Raw genomic sequence first — 18,032 nt, 5'->3', positions numbered from 1 at the left:
ACATTCAACACCGGGGGATCCCGTGACGCCGACGCGGTGCCACGGGACCGTGACCCGGCTCACCGGCGCGCGCCGGTTGTGACTCTTGCGTCAGGGACGTGATGATTCCTGCGGGTCGTCTCGCTCAGCGTGCCTGCGGAGGCGCCTCGCCCGCCCCGACGGTCACGGGTGGCCCGACGGCCGACCGAGCCAGGTAGCGCTCGGCCGCATGCGAGGCCGGACCGATCCCGACCGCGGCGGCCAGGACGATGAGGGCGATGATGACCCAGCCGGGAGCGCCGAGGGTCATGGCGAGGAACGTGTAGAGCGCCGGCGCCCAGATCTCGCTCAGCGTGTAGCCCAACGAGGAGACGCCCTGGTAGTCGCCCGGACGCTCGGGATCGGACAGCTCCGCGACCAAGCCCCACATCCCCGCGGACTGGAACAGCTCCGAGCCCGTCACGGTCACGTGGCCCACCCAGACGAGGACGATCGTGATCCAGCCGGTCGTGTCGTGCGTGACCAGCACGATGCCGCAGGAGAGGATGAAGCAGGCGGCACCGCGGTACTGCGCGCGCAGCGACTCCTGGACCGTCGTGACGCCGCGGGCGGCGGCCACCTGGAGGAAGACCGCCATCACGGTGTTGGTGCCGAAGAGCCACGCCAGCAGGACGCGAGGCGCGTCCGTCTCCTCGACCAGCCAGAGCGGGATGACCGTGTTGAGCAGGACGCCGTGAGTGCCCAGGACTCCGTTGAAGATGGACATGAGCAGGTAGCCGCGATTTTGGATGGCGCTCTGTTGATTTGCGCCTCCGCTCCGCTTTGGCGCGTGCCCGCCGCCTTGTAACCCTCGCCTTCCCTCCCGACGCTCGGTCGTTCCTCCCTCGCTCTGGTCAGTCCAGGCGAGGGCGGCGGCGGGCGGATCGGTGGGCGACTGTGTCGGTGCGACGGGGGCAAGCGGCTCGGGTGACATCGGCGGCTCGGGCGGCACCATCACGCGCTGTGGTGTCGCCGTGTTCGGCAGCGCGGGGAGCCGCCAGACCCAGACAGTGTTGGCGACGAGGAGGGCGCCGGTGATGAGCGGCACCAGCTGCATGGCCATGTCGGACTGAAGCGCCAGCGCGAGTCCGGCGAGGAGGGCGCCGAGGGTGTAGCCGACGTTGCGCGCGGCGCGCATGTACGCCTGCGACGCCACACGCTGCTCCCGGGGGAAGACGGCGATCGTGTAGGCGTTGCGGCCGGCCCGCATCGCCGACTCGACCACGCTCATCGCCGCCATGATGGCCAGGAAGGTGGCGAACCCGCTGATCGCCGGCCACAGGAAGTAGAGCACCGCCTCGATCGCCGCCATCGACAGCCAGGCCCGCTTGGCCCCGGTCCGGTCGACCCAGCGGCCGGTCGGGACGGAGGCGACGAACTGGACGGCTGCGGCCAGCGAGAGCCCCAGGCCGACATGCTGCGCGGACAGCCCGACGAGCTGGGTGAAGTAGAACGCCGAGCCGGTGAGGAACGCGCCTTCGCCGAAGGCCGAGACGATGGACTGGATCGCCAACCGCCGGGTGAGGGGGTCGCTGGGGATCAGGCCGCGCAGGAGGCGGAGCAGCAAGAGGATCCCTTCTTACCTTGACATCACGATGGCGCGGGGGCAGAGGCCGCGTCGGCCACGGGGAAGTGCTGGCGTGCGAACCGGCCCGCAGCCGCCACCGACCAGCGGAGCCCGATCGCGGCCACCGACACGATCGCGGCGATGACCAGCCAGCCGACGGCACCCCACTCCATCGCCAGGAAGGTGTAGACGGCCGGCGCCCAGAGGAAGCCGCCCTTGGAGAAGATCTCGCCGACGCCCTGGTACTCACCGCGCCGCCGCGGATCCATCAGGTCCGCCTGGAAGGTCCAGTTCGCCGCAGAGAGGAACAGCTCGGCGCCCGTCACGGTCACATGCCCGAGCCAGACCAGCGCAACGGTGACGAAGCCGACCGTCGAGTGCGTCACGAGGGTGATGAGGCAGCTGACCACGAAGAAGCCGGTCGCGATGGCGATGTTGCGCAGGGCGCTGCGGAGGTCGGTGACCATGTTCGACATGTACGTCGGCAGGATGATGCACAGCACCGTGTTGGTGCCGAACAGCCACGCCAGCAGGACGTGCGGGGCGTCGGTCCGCTGGACCAGCCACAGCGGGATGACGATGTTGAGCAGCACCTGGTTGGTCCAGAGCGTGCCCGTGAACAGCTCGGTGAGCATCCACCCGACGTTGCGCAACGGTCCCGGTCCGGTGAAGCGCTGTCGCGCCTCCCCGGCGGCGACCCGCAGGTCGTGTGGCGCCTTCGGCAGGCGGCTGATCGCCGCCGCGTTGAAGATCATCAGGGCCGCGGCGAACCACGGCGTGAACCGGATGACGTCGAGGTTGTCCAGCGCCAGTGCGGCGCCGCCGAGGATCGCGCCGAGAGTGAAGCCCGCGTTCAGCCAGGAGTAGAGGTACGCCTGGGTGCGCAGCCGCTCCTCGCGGGACATCACATCGAGGATGTAGGCCTCGCGAGCCGCGTCGCCGAGCGCCTCGAAGGCGGCGAACACGACGCCGACGACGACGTACTGCCCGAACGACCCGACGAAGGGGAGCGCCAGGAACGCCCCGCCCCGCCCGAAGGCCGCCAACGACCACATCCGCCTCGGTCCCAGCCGGTCGACGAGCCGGCCCAGCGGGTAGGCGAAGAGGAACGAGGCGACCATCGTGATGGTGATCGCGAGGCCGGCCTGTGCGGCCGACATGCCGACCACCAAGGTCAAGAAGACAGCGCTGCCGTGTTGAACGTGCCCTCGCCGAGCGCGAACACCAGCGACTGCGTCGCGAGCCGTCGCGACAGCGGCGTCGGTGGGACCAGGCGCGCCAAGAAACCCGGCACCGGGAGTGGGGAGGGCATGATATTCATCTGAACACGGCCGACTAGCGTTCGTCACATGGTTAACAGCGGCCGCTCGGCGACCGAGGTCGTCACGGCCGTCGACCGGTGGTTGGCGGCGCCGGCCGAGCCCGAGCCGTGGGTCGTCGAGACCTCCGGGTCCACCGGCCGGCCCAAGCAGGTGGTCCTCTCCCGCCGGGCGATGCTCGCCTCAGCGCAGGCGTCGGCAGCGCGCCTCGGGGCGTCCGGCCGGTGGCTGTTGGCGTTGCCGGCGTCGTACGTCGCCGGGCTCAACGTCATCGTCCGCTCGCTCGTCGCCGGGCACGAGCCGGTCGTGCTCGGCGACTCGTTCGCCGACGCCGCCGCGGAGGTCGGGCCCGGTGGGTTCGTGTCGCTCGTCCCCACGCAGCTGCACCGGATCCTCGAGACCGACCCCGAGAGCACGGCGGCACTGGCGGGCTTCCACACGGTGCTGCTCGGCGGCGGCCCCATCGACCCGACGCTGCGCGCCCGCGCCGCCGATGCCGGGGTGCGGGTGGTGGCGACCTACGGCTCAGCGGAGACGTGCGGTGGGTGCGTGTACGACGGCCTGCCGCTCGACGGCGTCGCTCTCGCCCTCGGGGCCGACGGCCGCGTCCGGATCAGTGGGCCGGTCCTGTTCGACGGCTATCGCGGTGATCCCGAGCTGACCAAGGAGGTGCTGGTCGACGGGTGGTTCCTGACCTCCGACGCCGGCCGGCTCGACGCCGACGGCAGGCTCCAGCTCCTTGGTCGCCTCGACGACATGGTGGTCACCGGCGGCGTCAACGTGTCCGCTCCGGTCGTCGCCGCTCGACTGCGGGCGCATCCCGCGGTCGCGGCCGCCGAGGTCCTCGGGGTGCCGGACGAGGAGTGGGGCAACCGGCTGGTGGCGTTCGTCGTGCTGCGGTCCGGTGGTCTCGATACGCCTTCGCCTAGCGGCTCCGGCTACTCGACCGGCGAGTCCGGTGGTCTCGATACGCCTTCGCCTAGCGGCTCCGGCTACTCGACCGGCGAGTCCGTTGGTCGAGTAGCGAGCGCCAGCGAGCGTATCGAGACCCGCACCCAGACCCTCCTCGGGGAGCTTCGCGACTGGGTCGCCGCGGAGCGCCCGAGATCGTGGGCGCCGCGCCAGGTCGTCATCCTCGACGAGATCCCGATGCTGCCCAACGGGAAGCCGGACCGGCTGCGGCTGCGGGAGCTCGCATGATCGAGACCCACGTGTGGTCCATCCCGATGCGCACCCGCTTCCGGGGCATCACGGTGCGCGAGGGGATGCTGATCCGCACCGAGTCGGGGTGGGGGGAGTGGAGTCCGTTCCTGGACTACACCGATCCAGCGGTGGTCGAGCCGTGGCTCAGGGCCGCGATGGAGGCAGCGGCAGGCGACTGGCCGGCGGCGGTCCGCGACACCGTGCCCGTCAATGTGACCGTGCCGGCGGTCGGCCCCGAGCAGGCCCACGAGATCGTCACGAGCAGCGGCTGCCGCACCGCGAAGGTGAAGGTGGGGGAGCCTGGTCAGGGCGTGGCCGACGACCTGGCCCGCGTCGAGGCGGTCCGCGACGCGCTCGGGCGGGACGGGCGCATCCGGGTCGACGTCAACGGCCTGTGGGACGTCGAGGATGCTGTGACGAACATCGGCCTGCTCGACCGGGCCGTCGGGTTGGAGTACGTCGAGCAGCCGGTCGCAGGAGTCGAGGACCTCGCCCTCGTGCGCCGGCGCGTCGACGTGCCGGTCGCCGCCGACGAGTCGATCCGGCGAGCGGCCGACCCCTACCGGGTCCGTGACCTCGAGGCGGCCGACATCGCGGTGCTCAAGGTGCAGCCGCTGGGCGGCGTACGAGCCTGCCTTCGCATCGCCGAGGAGATCGGGCTTCCGGTGGTCGTCTCGAGCGCGCTGGAGACCAGCGTCGGGATCGCCGCCGGCGTGGCACTCGCGGCGGCCTTGCCCGAGCTGCCCTACGCCTGCGGCCTCGCCACGGTGCGGCTGCTCACCGACGACGTCGTGACCGAGCCCCTGCTGCCGGTCGCAGGCGAGCTGCCGGTGGTGACACCGACCGTCGATGAGGCCAAGCTCGCAGCGCTTGCCGCGAGTCAGGACCGGCGCGCCCACTGGGAGGACCGGCTCGCGGCGGTGAGAGAGTTCGGTTCGTGAGCACAGCGTCGAACATCGCGTCGACCGAGCGGGAGTCGGTCAGCACCGACCTCGCTCGCGCCGTGGTCGCCGCGCTGATCGAGGCCGGCGTCGGCGAGGTTGTCATCGCGCCAGGCAGTCGCAACGCCCCGCTGTCCTTCGCTGCGTACGACGCCGCCGCGGCCGGCCTGCTCCGGCTCCACACCCGCGTCGACGAGCGCAGCGCGGCCTTCCTCGCACTCGGCCTCACCAAGACCGGATCCCGAGCTGCCGTCGTGTGCACCAGCGGCACCGCGGTCGCCAACCTCCATCCCGCGATGCTCGAGGCCGCCCACGCAGGCGTGCCTCTGGTCGTCGTGAGTGCTGACCGACCCGAGCGTCTCTACGGGACCGGTGCCAACCAGACGACGGACCAGCGCGGGATCTTCGGTCCGCTCGTCCCGTGGCGCGCGCTCTCGACGGCCGCCGACGTCGACGTCGACGAGCTGTGGTCGGCCCCCGGCCCCCTGCACTGGAACGTCCATCTCGACGAGCCCCTGCTCCCCGACGCTCCCTGGGTGGTGCCGGCCATCGCGGTCCGTTCGCGCCTGGAGCGGCCCGAGCCGCTGATCTATGAGTCGATCGAGCTCGGTCCCCGCACGGTTGTCGTGGCCGGCGACGACGCCGGTCCGCCAGCGAGGACCCTGGCGGAGGCGGCCGGCTGGCCGCTGCTGGCCGAGCCCTCCAGCGGCTCGCGGACGGGGGACAATCCGATCCGCACGTATCGGCTGCTCCTCGGTGGCCCGCTGGCCGACCAGATCGAGCGCGTGGTCGTCTTCGGACATCCGACGCTCTCGCGGCCGGTCAGCCGGCTGCTCGCGCGGCCCGATGTCGAGGTCGTCGCCGGACCGGTGCGCGGTGTGTGGCCGGAGCGGCCGTTCCCGGTCGACCGGCACGTCATCTCCCGGCTGAACGTCGAGGGCTCGGACGACCCCGCCTGGCTGGCCGCGTGGCAAGACGCCGACGCCGCCGTCAGTCGCCGGCTCGACCAGTTGGTGGCGGAGCAGGCGCCTCTGACGCCGTACGCCGTCGCCGGTGCCGTCGCCCGCGCCCTGCCGCCCGGAGGGCAGCTGGTCGTCGGCCCCTCGAACCCCATCCGAGACCTCGACCTGATGATGCCGCGGCCCGGGCGGGACTCCTGGCGCGTCGGCGCCCGGCGCAAGGTGCTGTCGAACCGAGGGCTCGCGGGCATCGACGGGGTCGTCTCCACCGCGATCGGTGCCGCGCTCGGTCGAGAGTCGACGCGCGACATCGCCCTGGTCGGCGACGTCACCTTCCTCCACGATGCCAACGGTCTGGTCCTCGGGCCGGACGAGCCCCGGCCGGACCTGACCATCGTGGTGGTCAACGATGACGGCGGGTCGATCTTCGCCACGCTCGAGCAGGGCGCGGCGGCCTACACCGACCGCTTCGAGCGCCTTTTCGGCACGCCGCACGGGGTGTCGCTGGAGTCGCTGTGCGCGGCGACGAGGACGCCGTACACCCGGGTGGACTCCCTGCCGGCGCTGGAGCAGGCCCTGGCGATGCCGAACGGCGGCATCGAGGTCGTCGAGGCCGTCGTCGGGCGCGCCGACCGCAGGGCGCTGGAGGGGCGGATCCGAGGCCTGGTGCAGGGATAGGAACGGTTCGGTCTGCATCGCCGCTCATCGTCAGCGCTCGAGCGGCGCTCAGGATGAGGCGGTGCGGGGCCGGCGCGCCCGTTGTGCTCGTCGAGGGGGCAGGTCGCGGATCCGGCGCCCGTCGGCGTCGACGAGCCACGCGCGGATCCGGTCCCCGGTCGACCCGCTGCCCTTGGCGATCTCGCGCCGGATCTGGCGACGCTGGTAGTCGCTGAACCCAGCCCAGATGCCCTGGGTCGCCGGGCTCGTCAGGCTGGCGGCGAGGCAGTCGGGCTGCACCGGGCAGGATCGGCACACCGAGCGTGCCAGGGCCATCGAGCCTGCGTCGAGGCTGAAGAAGATCTCGGGGTCGGTGTGGGCACAGGCGGCCCGTTCGGTCCACGACGCTGCAGTCACATCCCCAGGACGGCGAACGGCCCCGAAACTGACGGTCCCCGGTCCGCTCTCCTGCCGACAGAGGCGACGACCCTCAGGCGCGCGGCTTCCAGGCGGGGTCGCGGCCGATGAAGGCGACGAACCGGTCCTGGACGGGCACGTCGTCGGGCACCGGCACCTTGGGGCCGAACTGGCCGCTGCTGCGCAGCACCTCGTCCAGCGACTGCATCGCGGCGAGCGCCTCGGCGCACCGCGCATCGTCGAGGTCGATCTGCGTGTCCAGCGCCCGAGCCAGGTCCCAGGAGTGCATCCAGATGTCGTTCGTGTAGAACTGGTTGATCGCCGAGGCCAGCGGCATGTCGCCGAACATCGGGCTCGAGTAGGTGACGTCGCCCTGTTGCTCCAGGACCTGCTGGACCTCCTCGGCCCGCTGCCGCCAGGCGGCCGCCGGGTCCTCGTCCACCGACACGGGCGTCAGCGTGACGCCCGCCCGGGAGATGAAGCCAGGCAGCCACTCGATGAGGTGGCCGACGACGTCGCGCGCCGTCCAGCCGTCGACGGGGGAGGGGCGGGTCCAGTCCTCGGCGGACGCGCTCTCGGCGATCGCGGCGAAGCGCTGGGCGTCGTACGCGTGCTGTTCTGCGGGGTTCATGCGGTCTCCGTACCCAAGAGAGCGTCGAGCTTGGCATAGCCCTCGATGATCCCGACGTCCATGCCGCTGGACAGCATCATGTCGCGGATCTCGAAGGACTCCACGAGGCTGGTGATGACCGACCGGGTGCGGCCGCCCGGCAGCTCGGTCAGCGTGAGCGTCTCCAGTGAGACGCCGTCGGGCGCGCCGGCCCAGGTGAAGGTCTGCACCAGCCGGGAGGGCTCGCGGATCTCGTGGAAGCTGCCGTAGAACGCGGCGTAGTCCGGGTTGCCTTCGCGTCCGTCGACGTAGGCCCACGAGCCGCCCGTGCGACAGTCCCACTGGGTGATGCGCATCTGTGAGGCCTTCGGCCCGAGCCACTGCACGAGCAGCTCCGGGTCGGTCCAGGCGCGGAAGACGAGCTCGCGAGGAGCGTCGAAGTCGCGGGTGATCGTGATCGTCGGGACCTCCTTGGACGCCGCGATCTCGGTCTCGTGCTGTGCGGTCGTGGTCATGACGCGTCCTCCTGCTCGGTCGGGTGTTCCTGCTCCTGTAATCGCTCGAGGACGGCGTCCAGTCGCCCGAACCGCTCCTCGGCGCGTTGGCGGTAGCGCTCGATCCACTTCGTCATCAGGTCGAACACCTCCGCCTCGAGGTGGACCGGACGCCGCTGCGCCTCACGTCGCCGCGAGACGAGACCGGCCTCCTCGAGCACCTTGAGGTGCTTCGAGACGGCCTGCAGGCTCACGTCGTACGACGCCGCCAGCTCGCTCACCCCGGCGTCCCCGTCGGTCAGCCGGGCCACCATGTCGCGCCGGATCGGATCGGCCAGCGCTGCGAACACCTGGGAGAGCCTGTCGTCGTCCATGCCATCCTCAACTTCTGGGTTGAGTACGACGCTAGTCCGACTCGTCCTCGTAGTCAACCATTGGGTTGAGGAAACGTCCCACTAGGCTGCGCTCATGCGGATCACGAAGTTCGGCCACGCCTGCATCCGGCTCGAGCACGACGGCACCACGCTGGTGCTCGACCCCGGCATGTTCACCGACGCCGAGGCCCTCGCCGGCGCCGATGCCGTCCTCATCACGCACGAGCACCCCGATCACTACACGCCCGATCTCCTCCGGGCCTGCGTTGCTCCCGTCTTCACGATCGACGCGGTCGCGACCAAGATCCGCGACGAGGCCCCGGACGTGGCCGAGCGCGTCACCGTCGTCGCGCCGGGGGAGTCTTTCCAGCCGGCCGGCGTGCCGGTGACGGCCGTCGGCGAGCTCCACGCGGTCATCCACGACGAGCTGCCGCGCTTCCACAACAGCGGCTACCGCATCGAGATGGGCGGGCAGCGACTCTTCCACCCGGGCGACGCCATCTCTGAGACCGAGCAGGACGTCGACGTCCTGTTCGTGCCGGTGTCCGCGCCCTGGGCAGCGAGCCGGCACCTCATCGACTTCGCCCGCGCCGTCAAGGCGCCCCGCAACGTCGCCATCCACGACCGGATCTACTCCGAGGCCGGGTCGGCGATCTTCGACAGTCAGATCAACATGTTCCTGCCCAAGGCCGGGCAGGAGTACTTCCGCCTCAAGGACGGACAGGACCTCTGATGCCCTACTTCGCCGTGACCTACGTCTACACCCCCGACACCGAGGCGCTCGACCGGCTCCGCCCCGAGCACCGCGGCTTCCTCGCCGACCAGGACGGCCTGCTGATCTCCGGGCCCACGGAGGACAACGGTGCGCTCCTGCTGTGGGAGGGGAAGTCGGCGTCCGACATCGAGGAGATCCTCGACGACGACCCGTTCTGGACCGCCGGTCTCATCACCGAGCGCTCCGTCGTCGGCTGGAACCCCGTGCTCGGTCCCTGGCGGGAGACGCTGGACATCTGACCGGGTACTGCGCCCACGTCGGATCACGATGTGCTGAAGACGCGCTGCCGCTTAGTGAATTCGTTCACGAAGTGGCAGCGCCTCTTCAACCGTGGTGGTCCGCTGGACCGGCCGGCCGCTGGGCCGCAGGTGCAAGCCGGGCAGGGACTCGCTCGCCGGTCCGTCGTCCATCAAAGCCCGAGAGGCGATCGGGCGGGAAGGAAGGACAGGCATGCGGGGATGCGCCGACGCGCCCTTGCGCGCAAGGTCTGCGTGCCCGACTCGCAACCGGTCTGAATGGGCGGATCCGCCGCCTTGAGATCGGTCGATTGAGACCAGTTGCGGAGCGGCGCACCCGGGCGCACCAGTCCGCCCGAGCGAGATCGAGCGGGACCGAGCGAGATCGAGCGGGACCGAGCGGGACCGAGCGCGACCGTGCGGGACGAGCGCAACCGGTCTGACTCGACCGATGCCTATCCGCCTAATGCGTCTCTGACCGGGACGAGCTTGGCCTGGGACTCGGCCAGCTCGGAGGCGGGGTCGGAGGAGCCGACGACGCCGCAGCCGGCAAAGAGGCGGATGGTGTCGCCGCTGACGAGCGCTGAGCGCAGAGCGATGCCCCACTCGCCGTCGCCGGCGGCGTCCATCCAGCCGACCGGCGCGGCATAGCGGTCGCGCGACATCTGCTCCAGCTCGGCGATCAGCGCGACGGCTCGGTCGCGTGGCGTCCCGCCCACGGCTGCTGAGGGATGGAGCGCGGCGGCGAGCTCGAGCGAGGTGATGCCGTCGCGCACGACGCCGGTCACGTCGGTCGCCAGGTGCATGACGTTCGGCAGGTGCAGGACGAACGGCGCCTCGGGCACGTTCATCGAGGAGCAGTGCGGCTCGAGCGCGTCGGCGACGGACCGGACGGCGTACTCGTGCTCCTCCAGATCCTTCGACGACCGCGAGAGCGCGCCGGCGAGCTCGTCGTCGCGCGTCTCGTCGCCAGTGCGGCGGATGGTGCCCGCCAGGACGCGGGAGGTGACGAGGCCGCGCTCGCGCCGGACGAGCAGCTCGGGCGTCGCACCGAAGAGGCCGTCGACGTGGAAGGTCCAGCACATCGGGTACGACGCCGACAGCTGTGCGAGCGGCCAGCGGACGTCGATCGCGCTCGCCGTGGTGGCGATGAGGTCGCGGGCGAGCACCACCTTCTCGAGGGCGCCCGCGTCGATCCGGGCGACCGCCTCAGCGACCGCGCTCATCCACTGCTCACCGTCGAGGGCGCCATCGGCATACGTCACCCCCCGCGGGGCTGCTGCGGGCTCGGCTCGCTGCGGGAGCCATGCGGGCGGCGGGGTGTCCTCGGTGCCGACTGTCGTCACCCAGGCCACGCCGCCTCGGCGGCCGACCACGACGGCGGGCACCGTCAGCACCGACGCGACCGAGTCGTCGTCGGAGAAGGCGAACGACCCGAAGGCGACGAGCCCGCTGCCCGGCTCGTTGACCTCGTCGGTGACCGAGGAGCGGGCGACCAGCTCCGACCACCACTTGCTCGCGTCGGCGAAGCGGGTCGGCCCGGTCGTCCGCACGGAGGCCGCCTGGCCCCAGCCGACGAGGCCCTCGCCGCGACGCACCCATGACAGCGGGGCATCGGGCGGCAGCAGCGCGATCAGGTCGGCCGCGGCCTCGGCCGGCACGGTGACGGTGCGGGCGACGAGAGCGGACTGCACCCGATCACTGTAGAGGTTGGCGGGAAACATCCCCTCGCCGGCGAGACGAGCCGGATCGGGCGCCGATGCCGGCCGGTCCTTGCGCACGCGGTACCGTCGTGGCCCGTGAGCAACCGACGCATCGTCCTGCCGGGAGTCATCATCGGCGTCCTTCTCCTCGCGCTCGCGATCGTGTTCGCGGTCGTGCTGCCGAAGGCGCACGGTGACTCCGGCGATGTCTCGCTGCCCGACACCCTCCCGGGTGGCTACACCGCCACCGACCTGGTCGAGGCCTACAAGCACGCCCCCAACGCCACTGACACCCAGGTCCAGCAGGCGTCGGCCGCCGCGCGGACCGCCCGCAGCTACGGCGACAAGGCGCTCAAGGACTCCGGCGTGACGGCCGCCACCCGCACCTACATCGACAAGAAGCTGTCGACGCCGCTCTTCGTCCAGGTGTTCAAGGCGTCGGGCGGTGCGTTCTCCCCGTTCGAGTTCTCCGACCCCGCATCGGCGCAGTCCAACCAGCAGGTGCAGCGCCTGGTGCGCAAGGGCGACGTCGTCTGCATCGAGAACGGCTCCGCTGACGGGCAGGGCGGCGTGCAGGCGTCGTACGTCCAGTGCCAGAAGTCCGAGGGCAACACCACCGTCCAGGTGACCAGCCCGCTCGAGCTGGCCAAGGCGGTCGCCCTCGTCGACGACGTCTTCAACGAGGTGGCCTAGCCCGATGGCACGGGCCGAGCTCGACAAGCAGCCGGGCGACGTCCGTCGCATGTTCGACGCGGTCGCCCGCCGCTACGACGTGACCAACGACGTGCTGTCGCTGGGTCAGGACCGTCGTTGGCGGCGCGAGGTGTACGACGCCATCGACCCGAAGCCCGACGAGCTGGTGCTCGACCTCGCCGCCGGCACGGGCACGTCGTCGCAGCCGTTCGCTGACGCGGGCGCGGTGGTGGTGCCCTGTGACTTCTCGCTCGGCATGCTCGAGGTCGGCAAGCTGGCGAGGCCGACGCTGCCCTTCACCGCCGGCGACGGCACCCGTCTTCCGTTCGCCGACGGGACGTTCGACGCGGTGACGATCTCCTTCGGGCTGCGCAACATCGTCGACCCGGCGGCCGGCCTGGCCGAGATGCGCCGCGTCACGAAGCCCGGTGGGCGCCTGGTCGTGTGCGAGTTCAGCCACCCGGCCAACAGGGCGTTCCGCACGGTCTACATGGAGTACCTGATGAAGACCCTGCCGCGCGTCGCCCGCGCGGTCTCGTCCTCGCCGGACGCCTACGTCTACCTCGCTGAGTCGATCCGCGCGTGGCCCGACCAGGAGGGCCTCGCGAGGATGATCCGCGAGGCGGGCTGGGCACGACCGCAGTGGCGGAACCTGTCCGGTGGCATCGTCGCTCTCCACCGGGCAACGGCCTGACCCTTCTCATGCCGCTCCGAGCGGCTCGTCGAGGAGTCGCCTGAGGCCGGGCAGGTGTGGCTCGCCGCAATCGGCCACCATCGTGACGGTCGCGGGGTCGAGCCTGGTGCGGTGCGAGAGCACAGCTGTCATCACCGAGAGCCAGCCCTGCACGTCGCCGGGTCCGAGCTCGCCTCGGCCGGCGCGCTCCACGTCCTCTGCGAAGCGCGCGGGCAGCACGGACCGGCAGGGCGGGAACATCGACGGCGTGGTGACCTGGACGGCAGCGAGATCGCCCCGCGCGTCCGCGGTCTCGTCGTCGTCCCGCTGACCCCAGGCGACCGCCGCCGCGGCGAGCCGGCGCGGCCCCGCCCGCAGCACGAGCGCGCGGGTCGCCTCGATCACGTGGGGAGCTGCATGCCACGCCTCCGACGGAGGCAGTCCCATCGGGGTCATCGCGCACAGCAGCGGTCCGGCGCCGTGTATGGCCACGTGGGGAGGCAGCAGGTCCGCGGCGGCGACGCTGACCAGATACGGCCTGATGACCTGCGCGAGGATGTGCTTGACCCAGTCCTCGTCGCTCGGCTCCCCACCATCATCGTTGAACCAGGTGAGGGCCTCCTCCCAGGCGTCGTGCGCCCAGGTGCGTCCAACGCCGGCCACCAGATCGGCGACGTCGTCGACGAGTCGGTCGAGCGCCCCGGCGCGGCCGACTGGGCGCGCGGCGGTCCGGGCGACGGGGCTGGGCACCTCCCAGCCGGGAACGATCACCGGCGTGCGGGGCACGTCGTCGGACAGGTCGTCGAGGACCGCCCCCAGCTCAGCGGTGGCAGCCGCGAGCTCGTCGGCGCCGAGTGGAGTCGGTGGTCCGTCAGGCTCACGGTGCAGCGACCAACGAATCGGGAGGACCGGGGCGTCGCCGGCGTGGTAGGCCTCCAGCTCCCTCGCGTCGGTGGCCTCGCCGACGCGGAAGCGCACCGTCACCTGACCGGCGTCGTACTTCTCCTCCCACGCGGTGCCGGTCGGCAGGCGCCCCTCGGCCAGCCTCCACCCCATGTCGTTGAGCAGCTGGGTCATGTCCGATGAGCTGAACCGCCAGTCCGCGCCGGGGTCCTCGCCCAGCGACGGCTGGGACCACAGATGCAGCTCCGGCAGGTCGTCTGTCGCGAGCCCGACGGTGTAGGCGAACCTGAAGCGCCCGTCATCGTCGAGCACCACGATCACGTCCCACCACGGTGTGCGGGGGAGCTCCTCGAGTTCGGTCATGCCGACGACCTTGACACGAGCGTCCGACAGCTGGGGTCCGCCCTCCACAGGGCCGTCCTCCCGCGCCTTCCGACGGCAGCGATGGAGCGACTTGTGGACGCAGAACGGCCGAGTCCGACCAGATGCGTGACGCCGTCCCCGCCGAGTGATAGGAATGTCTGAGGACCTTTGTGATCCAGTTCACAAGATCACAAAGGCCGGTCGATCTCGAGGGCGTGGAAGGACGTGCCGGTGCATCTCTACATACCGATCCTGGTGCTCATGGCGCTGGCGACGCTCTTCGCGGTCGGCTCGGTCGTGATGTCGGCCCTGGTCGGGCCGAAGCGCTACAACCGCGCGAAGGTCGACTCCTACGAGTGCGGCATCGAGCCGACGCCGCACCCCGTCGGCGGTGGCCGATTCCCGGTGAAGTACTACATCACCGCGATGCTCTTCATCGTCTTCGACATCGAGATCATCTTCCTCTATCCGTTCGCGGTGTACTTCGACTCGCTGCGCGTCTTCGGGCTCGTCGAGATGACGATCTTCATCGCGACGGTGTTCATGGCCTATGCGTATGTATGGCGTCGCGGCGGACTCGACTGGGACTGAGGCTCGTGATGTACGCACCCTGCCAGCGTTGTCGTCGGTCGACGGCCGCTCCGCTGCGCTCCGCGCCAAGGCCGCCTTCCCTCCTCCGCCTTGGCATGGCACGCACCTCACGACCCTCAGCGGGAGGCAACTGACATGGGAATCGAAGAGAAGCTGCCGTCCGGCGTACTCCTCACCACCGTCGAGGGCGTCGCCGGCTACATGCGCAAGGCCAGCTTCTGGCCGGCCACCTTCGGGCTGGCGTGCTGTGCCATCGAGATGATGACCAGCGGCGGCCCGAAGTACGACCTCGCTCGCTTCGGCATGGAGGTCTTCCGCGCCTCGCCGCGGCAGGCGGACCTGATGATCGTCGCCGGCCGGGTGAGCCAGAAGATGGCCCCTGTGCTGCGGCAGATCTACGACCAGATGCCGGAGCCCAAGTGGGTGCTCGCGATGGGCGTGTGTGCGAGCTCGGGCGGCATGTTCAACAACTACGCGATCGTCCAGGGCGTGGACCACGTCGTCCCGGTGGACATGTATCTCCCCGGTTGCCCGCCCCGCCCCGAGATGCTGATCGACGCGATCCTCAAGCTGCACGACCAGGTCCAGCACGCCAAGCTCGGCTCCAACCGGGCGCGTGAGATCGAGCAGCAGGAGAACGACGCCCTCCAGGCGCTCCCGACCTCGAGCATGAAGGGCCTGCTCCGATGACCGAGCCCAACGTCCCCGACAACGTCCCCGAGAGCGGCTCGGGTCTCGATACGCCCTCGCCTAGCGGCTCGGGCTACTCGACCACCGAAGGTGGCGCCGAGCAGATCGGCGTGCGGACGGGCATGTTCGGCGCCCGCGACAGCGGCGACACCTCCGGCTTCGGGGGGCTCGTCCGTCCGGTCCTGTTCCCGCCGCCGGCCAGCCCGCCATACGGCGGGTGGTACGACGAGGTCGCCGGCGCGCTGGCCGTGGCCGAGCCGAGCGTCGTGATCGACCGCGGTGAGATCACCTTCCACGTGCGGCGTGAGGACCTCGTGACGGTGGCGCGGATCCTCCGCGACGACCTGCGCTTCGAGCTGTGCTCCGGCGTCAGCGGCGTGCACTATCCCGACGACGCCGGCAAGGAGCTGCACGCGGTCTACCACCTGCTCTCGATGACCCACAACCGGCGGATCCGCGTGGAGACCAGTGCTCCCGACGCGGACCCTCGGCTGCCGAGCCTGGTGTCGATCTACCCCACGCTGGACTGGCACGAGCGCGAGACCTACGACATGTTCGGCCTCGTCTTCGAGGGCCATCCCGCCCTCACCCGCATCCTCATGCCCGACGACTGGCCGGGCCACCCGCAGCGCAAGGACTACCCGCTGGGCGGCATCGGTGTGGAGTACAAGGGCGCGACGATCCCGCCGCCGGACACGCGGAGGAGCTACAGCTGATGGTCTCGACAAGCTCGACCAACGAGGGGTTCGGCACGTCCGAGGGGCGCGTCTACACCGTCTCGGGGCAGGACTGGGACGCCCTCACCGACCAGCTGGGGGAGGTCGCCGACGAGCGCATCGTCGTCAACATGGGCCCTCAGCACCCGTCGACGCACGGCGTGCTGCGGCTCATCCTCGAGCTCGAGGGCGAAACGGTGACCGAGGCCCGCTGCGGCATCGGCTACCTGCACACCGGCATCGAGAAGAACATGGAGTTCCGCACCTGGGTGCAGGGCGTCACGTTCTGCACGCGGATGGACTACCTCGCGCCGTTGTTCAACGAGACGGCGTACGTGCTGTCCACCGAGCGGCTCCTCGGCATCGAGGACGACGTGCCGGAGAAGGCCCAGGTCATGCGGGTGCTCCTCATGGAGCTCAACCGCATCTCCTCCCACCTGGTCGCGATCGCGACCGGCGGCATGGAGATCGGCGCGCTGACCGTCATGACGATCGGCTTCCGCGAGCGCGAGCTTGTGCTCGACCTGTTCGAGCTCATCACCGGCCTGCGGATGAACCACGCCTTCATCAGGCCGGGCGGCGTCGCGCAGGACCTGCCGCCTGGCGCCCTCGAGGAGATCCGCGGCTTCATCGACCTGATGAAGAAGCGCCTGCCGGAGTACGCCGATCTCTGCAACGCGAACCCGATCTTCAAGGCCCGACTCCAGGACGTCGGCGTGCTCGACCTCGAGGGGTGCCTGGCGCTCGGCATCACCGGGCCGGTCCTGCGCAGCACCGGCTACCCGTGGGACCTGCGCAAGACGCAGCCCTACTGCGGCTACGAGGACTACGAGTTCGACGTGCAGACGTGGGACACCGCCGACTCCTACGGGCGCTTCCGCGTGCGGCTGGGCGAGATGTGGGAGTCCCTGCGCATCGTCGAGCAGGCGGCCGACCGGCTCGCGAAGCTCGAGGGCGCGCCCATCATGGTCGCGGACCGGAAGATCGCCTGGCCCTCGCAGCTGGCGATCGGGTCCGACGGCATGGGCAACTCCCTCGACCACATCCGCCACATCATGGGCGAGTCGATGGAGGCGCTCATCCACCACTTCAAGCTGGTGACGGAGGGCTTCCGGGTGCCGCCGGGTCAGGCCTACGTCCCGATCGAGGGGCCGCGGGGCGAGCTCGGCGCGCACGTCGTCTCCGACGGAGGCACACGGCCGTTCCGGGTGCACTTCCGCGACCCGTCGTTCACCAACCTGCAGGCGACGAGCGTGATGAGCGAGGGCGGCATGGTCGCCGACGTCATCGTCGCGATCGCGTCGATCGACCCGGTGATGGGAGGCGTCGACCGATGAGTTGCCACCATGGCGGCGCCGCCCCGGCGGAACTGTTCTCAAGCGGCAGATTCGGCGTCCCGAGATCTGCCCGTTGGGAACAGTTGCGGAAGGGGACGAGGCGATGATCGACGAGACGACGTACGCCGAGCTGCGTGAGATCGCCGCCCGCTATCCGCAGGCCCGCAGCGGCCTGCTGCCGATGCTGCACCTGGTGCAGTCCGTCGAGGGCCGGGTGACGCCCGAGGGCATCGCGGCGTGTGCCGAGATCCTCGGCATCACCGAGGCCGAGGTCAGCGGCGTCGCCACGTTCTACACCATGTACAAGCGGCGCCCCGTCGGCGACTACCTCGTCGGCGTCTGCACCAACACGCTGTGCGCGGTGATGGGCGGCGACGCGATCTTCGAGCGGCTCAAGGAGCACCTGGACGTCGCCAACGACGAGACGACCGAGGACGGCAAGATCACCCTCGAGCACGTCGAGTGCAACGCCGCCTGCGACTACGCGCCGGTGGTGATGGTGAACTGGGAGTTCGTCGACAACCAGACCCCTGCGAGCGCGGTCGAGCTCGTCGACGATCTGCGCAACGGCGTCGAGCGGCACTCCACGCGCGGCCCGCGACTGTGCACCTGGCGCGAGGCCGAGCGCGTGCTCGCCGGCTTCAACGACGGTCGCGCCGACGAAGGGCCCTCCGCAGGTCCCGCATCTCTCGTCGGGTTGAGGCTCGCGCAGGAGAACGACTGGAAGGCGCCCTCCGCCGCTGGTCGAGTGGCGAGCGCCAACGAGCGTATCGAGACCGGGGAAGGCGAGTGA

At 70.6% G+C, this 18,032-nt stretch carries 21 protein-coding genes; 12 read left to right on the top strand and 9 right to left on the bottom strand.

Annotated elements, in window-relative coordinates; genetic code table 11:
• Positions 1 to 124: 124 nt before the first annotated feature.
• The 3 genes from ACYQ1K_RS16885 to ACYQ1K_RS16875 are packed head-to-tail and all read right to left on the bottom strand — an operon-like array spanning position 125 to position 2,897.
• Positions 125 to 1,585 (bottom strand): MFS transporter, encoded by a 1,461-nt coding sequence (locus ACYQ1K_RS16885; protein WP_459984281.1) that lies wholly within the window; start codon positions 1,583 to 1,585, stop codon positions 125 to 127.
• 23 nt (positions 1,586 to 1,608) lie between these two features.
• Positions 1,609 to 2,745, bottom strand: coding sequence for an MFS transporter (locus ACYQ1K_RS16880; RefSeq protein ID WP_459984280.1), 1,137 nt, complete (start codon positions 2,743 to 2,745; stop codon positions 1,609 to 1,611).
• A 14-nt stretch (positions 2,746 to 2,759) separates the two neighbouring features.
• Positions 2,760 to 2,897 carry a hypothetical protein gene (locus tag ACYQ1K_RS16875; RefSeq protein ID WP_459984279.1) on the bottom strand — a complete coding sequence of 46 codons (138 nt, stop codon included), beginning with the start codon at positions 2,895 to 2,897 and terminating at the stop codon, positions 2,760 to 2,762.
• 37 nt (positions 2,898 to 2,934) lie between these two features.
• Between ACYQ1K_RS16875 and ACYQ1K_RS16870 the strand changes: the two genes are divergently transcribed.
• The 3 genes from ACYQ1K_RS16870 to menD are packed head-to-tail and all read left to right on the top strand — an operon-like array spanning position 2,935 to position 6,685.
• Positions 2,935 to 4,104 (top strand): AMP-binding protein, encoded by a 1,170-nt coding sequence (locus ACYQ1K_RS16870; protein WP_459984278.1) that lies wholly within the window; start codon positions 2,935 to 2,937, stop codon positions 4,102 to 4,104.
• A complete protein-coding gene (locus tag ACYQ1K_RS16865) occupies positions 4,101 to 5,048 on the top strand; it encodes an o-succinylbenzoate synthase (RefSeq protein WP_459984277.1) in 948 nt (315 codons plus the stop codon). Before ACYQ1K_RS16870 ends, ACYQ1K_RS16865 begins: the two co-directional genes overlap by 4 nt.
• Positions 5,045 to 6,685, top strand: coding sequence for a 2-succinyl-5-enolpyruvyl-6-hydroxy-3-cyclohexene-1-carboxylic-acid synthase (gene menD / locus ACYQ1K_RS16860; RefSeq protein WP_459984276.1), 1,641 nt, complete (start codon positions 5,045 to 5,047; stop codon positions 6,683 to 6,685). Before ACYQ1K_RS16865 ends, menD begins: the two co-directional genes overlap by 4 nt.
• 48 nt (positions 6,686 to 6,733) lie before the next feature.
• Here the strand turns inward: menD and ACYQ1K_RS16855 are convergent, their stop codons facing one another.
• The 4 genes from ACYQ1K_RS16855 to ACYQ1K_RS16840 all read right to left on the bottom strand — a co-directional run bounded on the left by ACYQ1K_RS16855 (position 6,734) and on the right by ACYQ1K_RS16840 (position 8,559).
• Positions 6,734 to 7,081: a WhiB family transcriptional regulator gene (locus ACYQ1K_RS16855; RefSeq protein WP_459984275.1), complete on the bottom strand. Its 348-nt coding sequence runs from the start codon at positions 7,079 to 7,081 to the stop codon at positions 6,734 to 6,736.
• Positions 7,082 to 7,154: 73 nt separating this feature from the next.
• Positions 7,155 to 7,712 carry a TIGR03086 family metal-binding protein gene (locus tag ACYQ1K_RS16850; RefSeq protein ID WP_459984274.1) on the bottom strand — a complete coding sequence of 186 codons (558 nt, stop codon included), beginning with the start codon at positions 7,710 to 7,712 and terminating at the stop codon, positions 7,155 to 7,157.
• On the bottom strand, positions 7,709 to 8,206 hold the full coding sequence (locus ACYQ1K_RS16845) for an SRPBCC family protein (RefSeq protein WP_459984273.1): 498 nt from the start codon (positions 8,204 to 8,206) through the stop codon (positions 7,709 to 7,711). The genes ACYQ1K_RS16850 and ACYQ1K_RS16845 overlap by 4 nt, the downstream gene beginning before the upstream one ends.
• The gene (locus tag ACYQ1K_RS16840; RefSeq protein WP_459984272.1) at positions 8,203 to 8,559 is read right to left on the bottom strand and encodes an ArsR/SmtB family transcription factor; all 357 of its coding nucleotides are present in this window, start codon (positions 8,557 to 8,559) and stop codon (positions 8,203 to 8,205) included. Before ACYQ1K_RS16840 ends, ACYQ1K_RS16845 begins: the two co-directional genes overlap by 4 nt.
• A gap of 94 nt (positions 8,560 to 8,653) precedes the next feature.
• On the opposite strand from ACYQ1K_RS16840, the gene ACYQ1K_RS16835 reads away from it, so the two are divergent.
• Positions 8,654 to 9,292, top strand: a complete 639-nt coding sequence (locus ACYQ1K_RS16835; protein ID WP_459984271.1) for an MBL fold metallo-hydrolase — start codon at positions 8,654 to 8,656, stop codon at positions 9,290 to 9,292.
• Positions 9,292 to 9,573, top strand: coding sequence for a YciI family protein (locus tag ACYQ1K_RS16830; protein WP_459984270.1), 282 nt, complete (start codon positions 9,292 to 9,294; stop codon positions 9,571 to 9,573). The genes ACYQ1K_RS16835 and ACYQ1K_RS16830 overlap by 1 nt, the downstream gene beginning before the upstream one ends.
• Before the next feature lie 452 nt (positions 9,574 to 10,025).
• On the opposite strand, the gene ACYQ1K_RS16825 is transcribed toward ACYQ1K_RS16830, so the two are convergent.
• Positions 10,026 to 11,294 carry an isochorismate synthase gene (locus ACYQ1K_RS16825; RefSeq protein WP_459984351.1) on the bottom strand — a complete coding sequence of 423 codons (1,269 nt, stop codon included), beginning with the start codon at positions 11,292 to 11,294 and terminating at the stop codon, positions 10,026 to 10,028.
• 75 nt (positions 11,295 to 11,369) lie between these two features.
• Here ACYQ1K_RS16825 and ACYQ1K_RS16820 point away from each other — a divergent pair, with 75 nt between their 5' ends.
• A complete protein-coding gene (locus tag ACYQ1K_RS16820) occupies positions 11,370 to 11,966 on the top strand; it encodes a hypothetical protein (protein ID WP_459984269.1) in 597 nt (198 codons plus the stop codon).
• A 4-nt stretch (positions 11,967 to 11,970) separates the two neighbouring features.
• The gene (locus tag ACYQ1K_RS16815; protein ID WP_459984268.1) at positions 11,971 to 12,660 is read left to right on the top strand and encodes a demethylmenaquinone methyltransferase; all 690 of its coding nucleotides are present in this window, start codon (positions 11,971 to 11,973) and stop codon (positions 12,658 to 12,660) included.
• Between the two features lie 6 nt (positions 12,661 to 12,666).
• On the opposite strand, the gene ACYQ1K_RS16810 is transcribed toward ACYQ1K_RS16815, so the two are convergent.
• Positions 12,667 to 13,905 carry a hypothetical protein gene (locus ACYQ1K_RS16810; protein WP_459984267.1) on the bottom strand — a complete coding sequence of 413 codons (1,239 nt, stop codon included), beginning with the start codon at positions 13,903 to 13,905 and terminating at the stop codon, positions 12,667 to 12,669.
• A 231-nt stretch (positions 13,906 to 14,136) separates the two neighbouring features.
• On the opposite strand from ACYQ1K_RS16810, the gene ACYQ1K_RS16805 reads away from it, so the two are divergent.
• The 5 genes from ACYQ1K_RS16805 to nuoE all read left to right on the top strand — a co-directional run bounded on the left by ACYQ1K_RS16805 (position 14,137) and on the right by nuoE (position 18,032).
• On the top strand, positions 14,137 to 14,496 hold the full coding sequence (locus ACYQ1K_RS16805) for an NADH-quinone oxidoreductase subunit A (RefSeq protein ID WP_459984266.1): 360 nt from the start codon (positions 14,137 to 14,139) through the stop codon (positions 14,494 to 14,496).
• Positions 14,497 to 14,631: 135 nt separating this feature from the next.
• A complete protein-coding gene (locus tag ACYQ1K_RS16800) occupies positions 14,632 to 15,186 on the top strand; it encodes a NuoB/complex I 20 kDa subunit family protein (RefSeq protein ID WP_459984265.1) in 555 nt (184 codons plus the stop codon).
• Positions 15,183 to 15,902, top strand: coding sequence for an NADH-quinone oxidoreductase subunit C (locus tag ACYQ1K_RS16795; RefSeq protein WP_459984264.1), 720 nt, complete (start codon positions 15,183 to 15,185; stop codon positions 15,900 to 15,902). The genes ACYQ1K_RS16800 and ACYQ1K_RS16795 overlap by 4 nt, the downstream gene beginning before the upstream one ends.
• Complete coding sequence (locus tag ACYQ1K_RS16790; RefSeq protein ID WP_459984263.1) at positions 15,902 to 17,239, top strand: NADH-quinone oxidoreductase subunit D; 1,338 nt, start codon at positions 15,902 to 15,904, stop codon at positions 17,237 to 17,239. Before ACYQ1K_RS16795 ends, ACYQ1K_RS16790 begins: the two co-directional genes overlap by 1 nt.
• Positions 17,240 to 17,342: 103 nt before the next feature.
• Complete coding sequence (gene nuoE / locus ACYQ1K_RS16785) at positions 17,343 to 18,032, top strand: NADH-quinone oxidoreductase subunit NuoE (protein WP_459984262.1); 690 nt, start codon at positions 17,343 to 17,345, stop codon at positions 18,030 to 18,032.

It is taken from the genome of Nocardioides sp. AN3 (genome assembly GCF_054653495.1).
The sequence above is the reverse complement of the archived record's forward strand: the minus strand, read 5'-3'. Positions and strand labels throughout refer to the sequence as shown.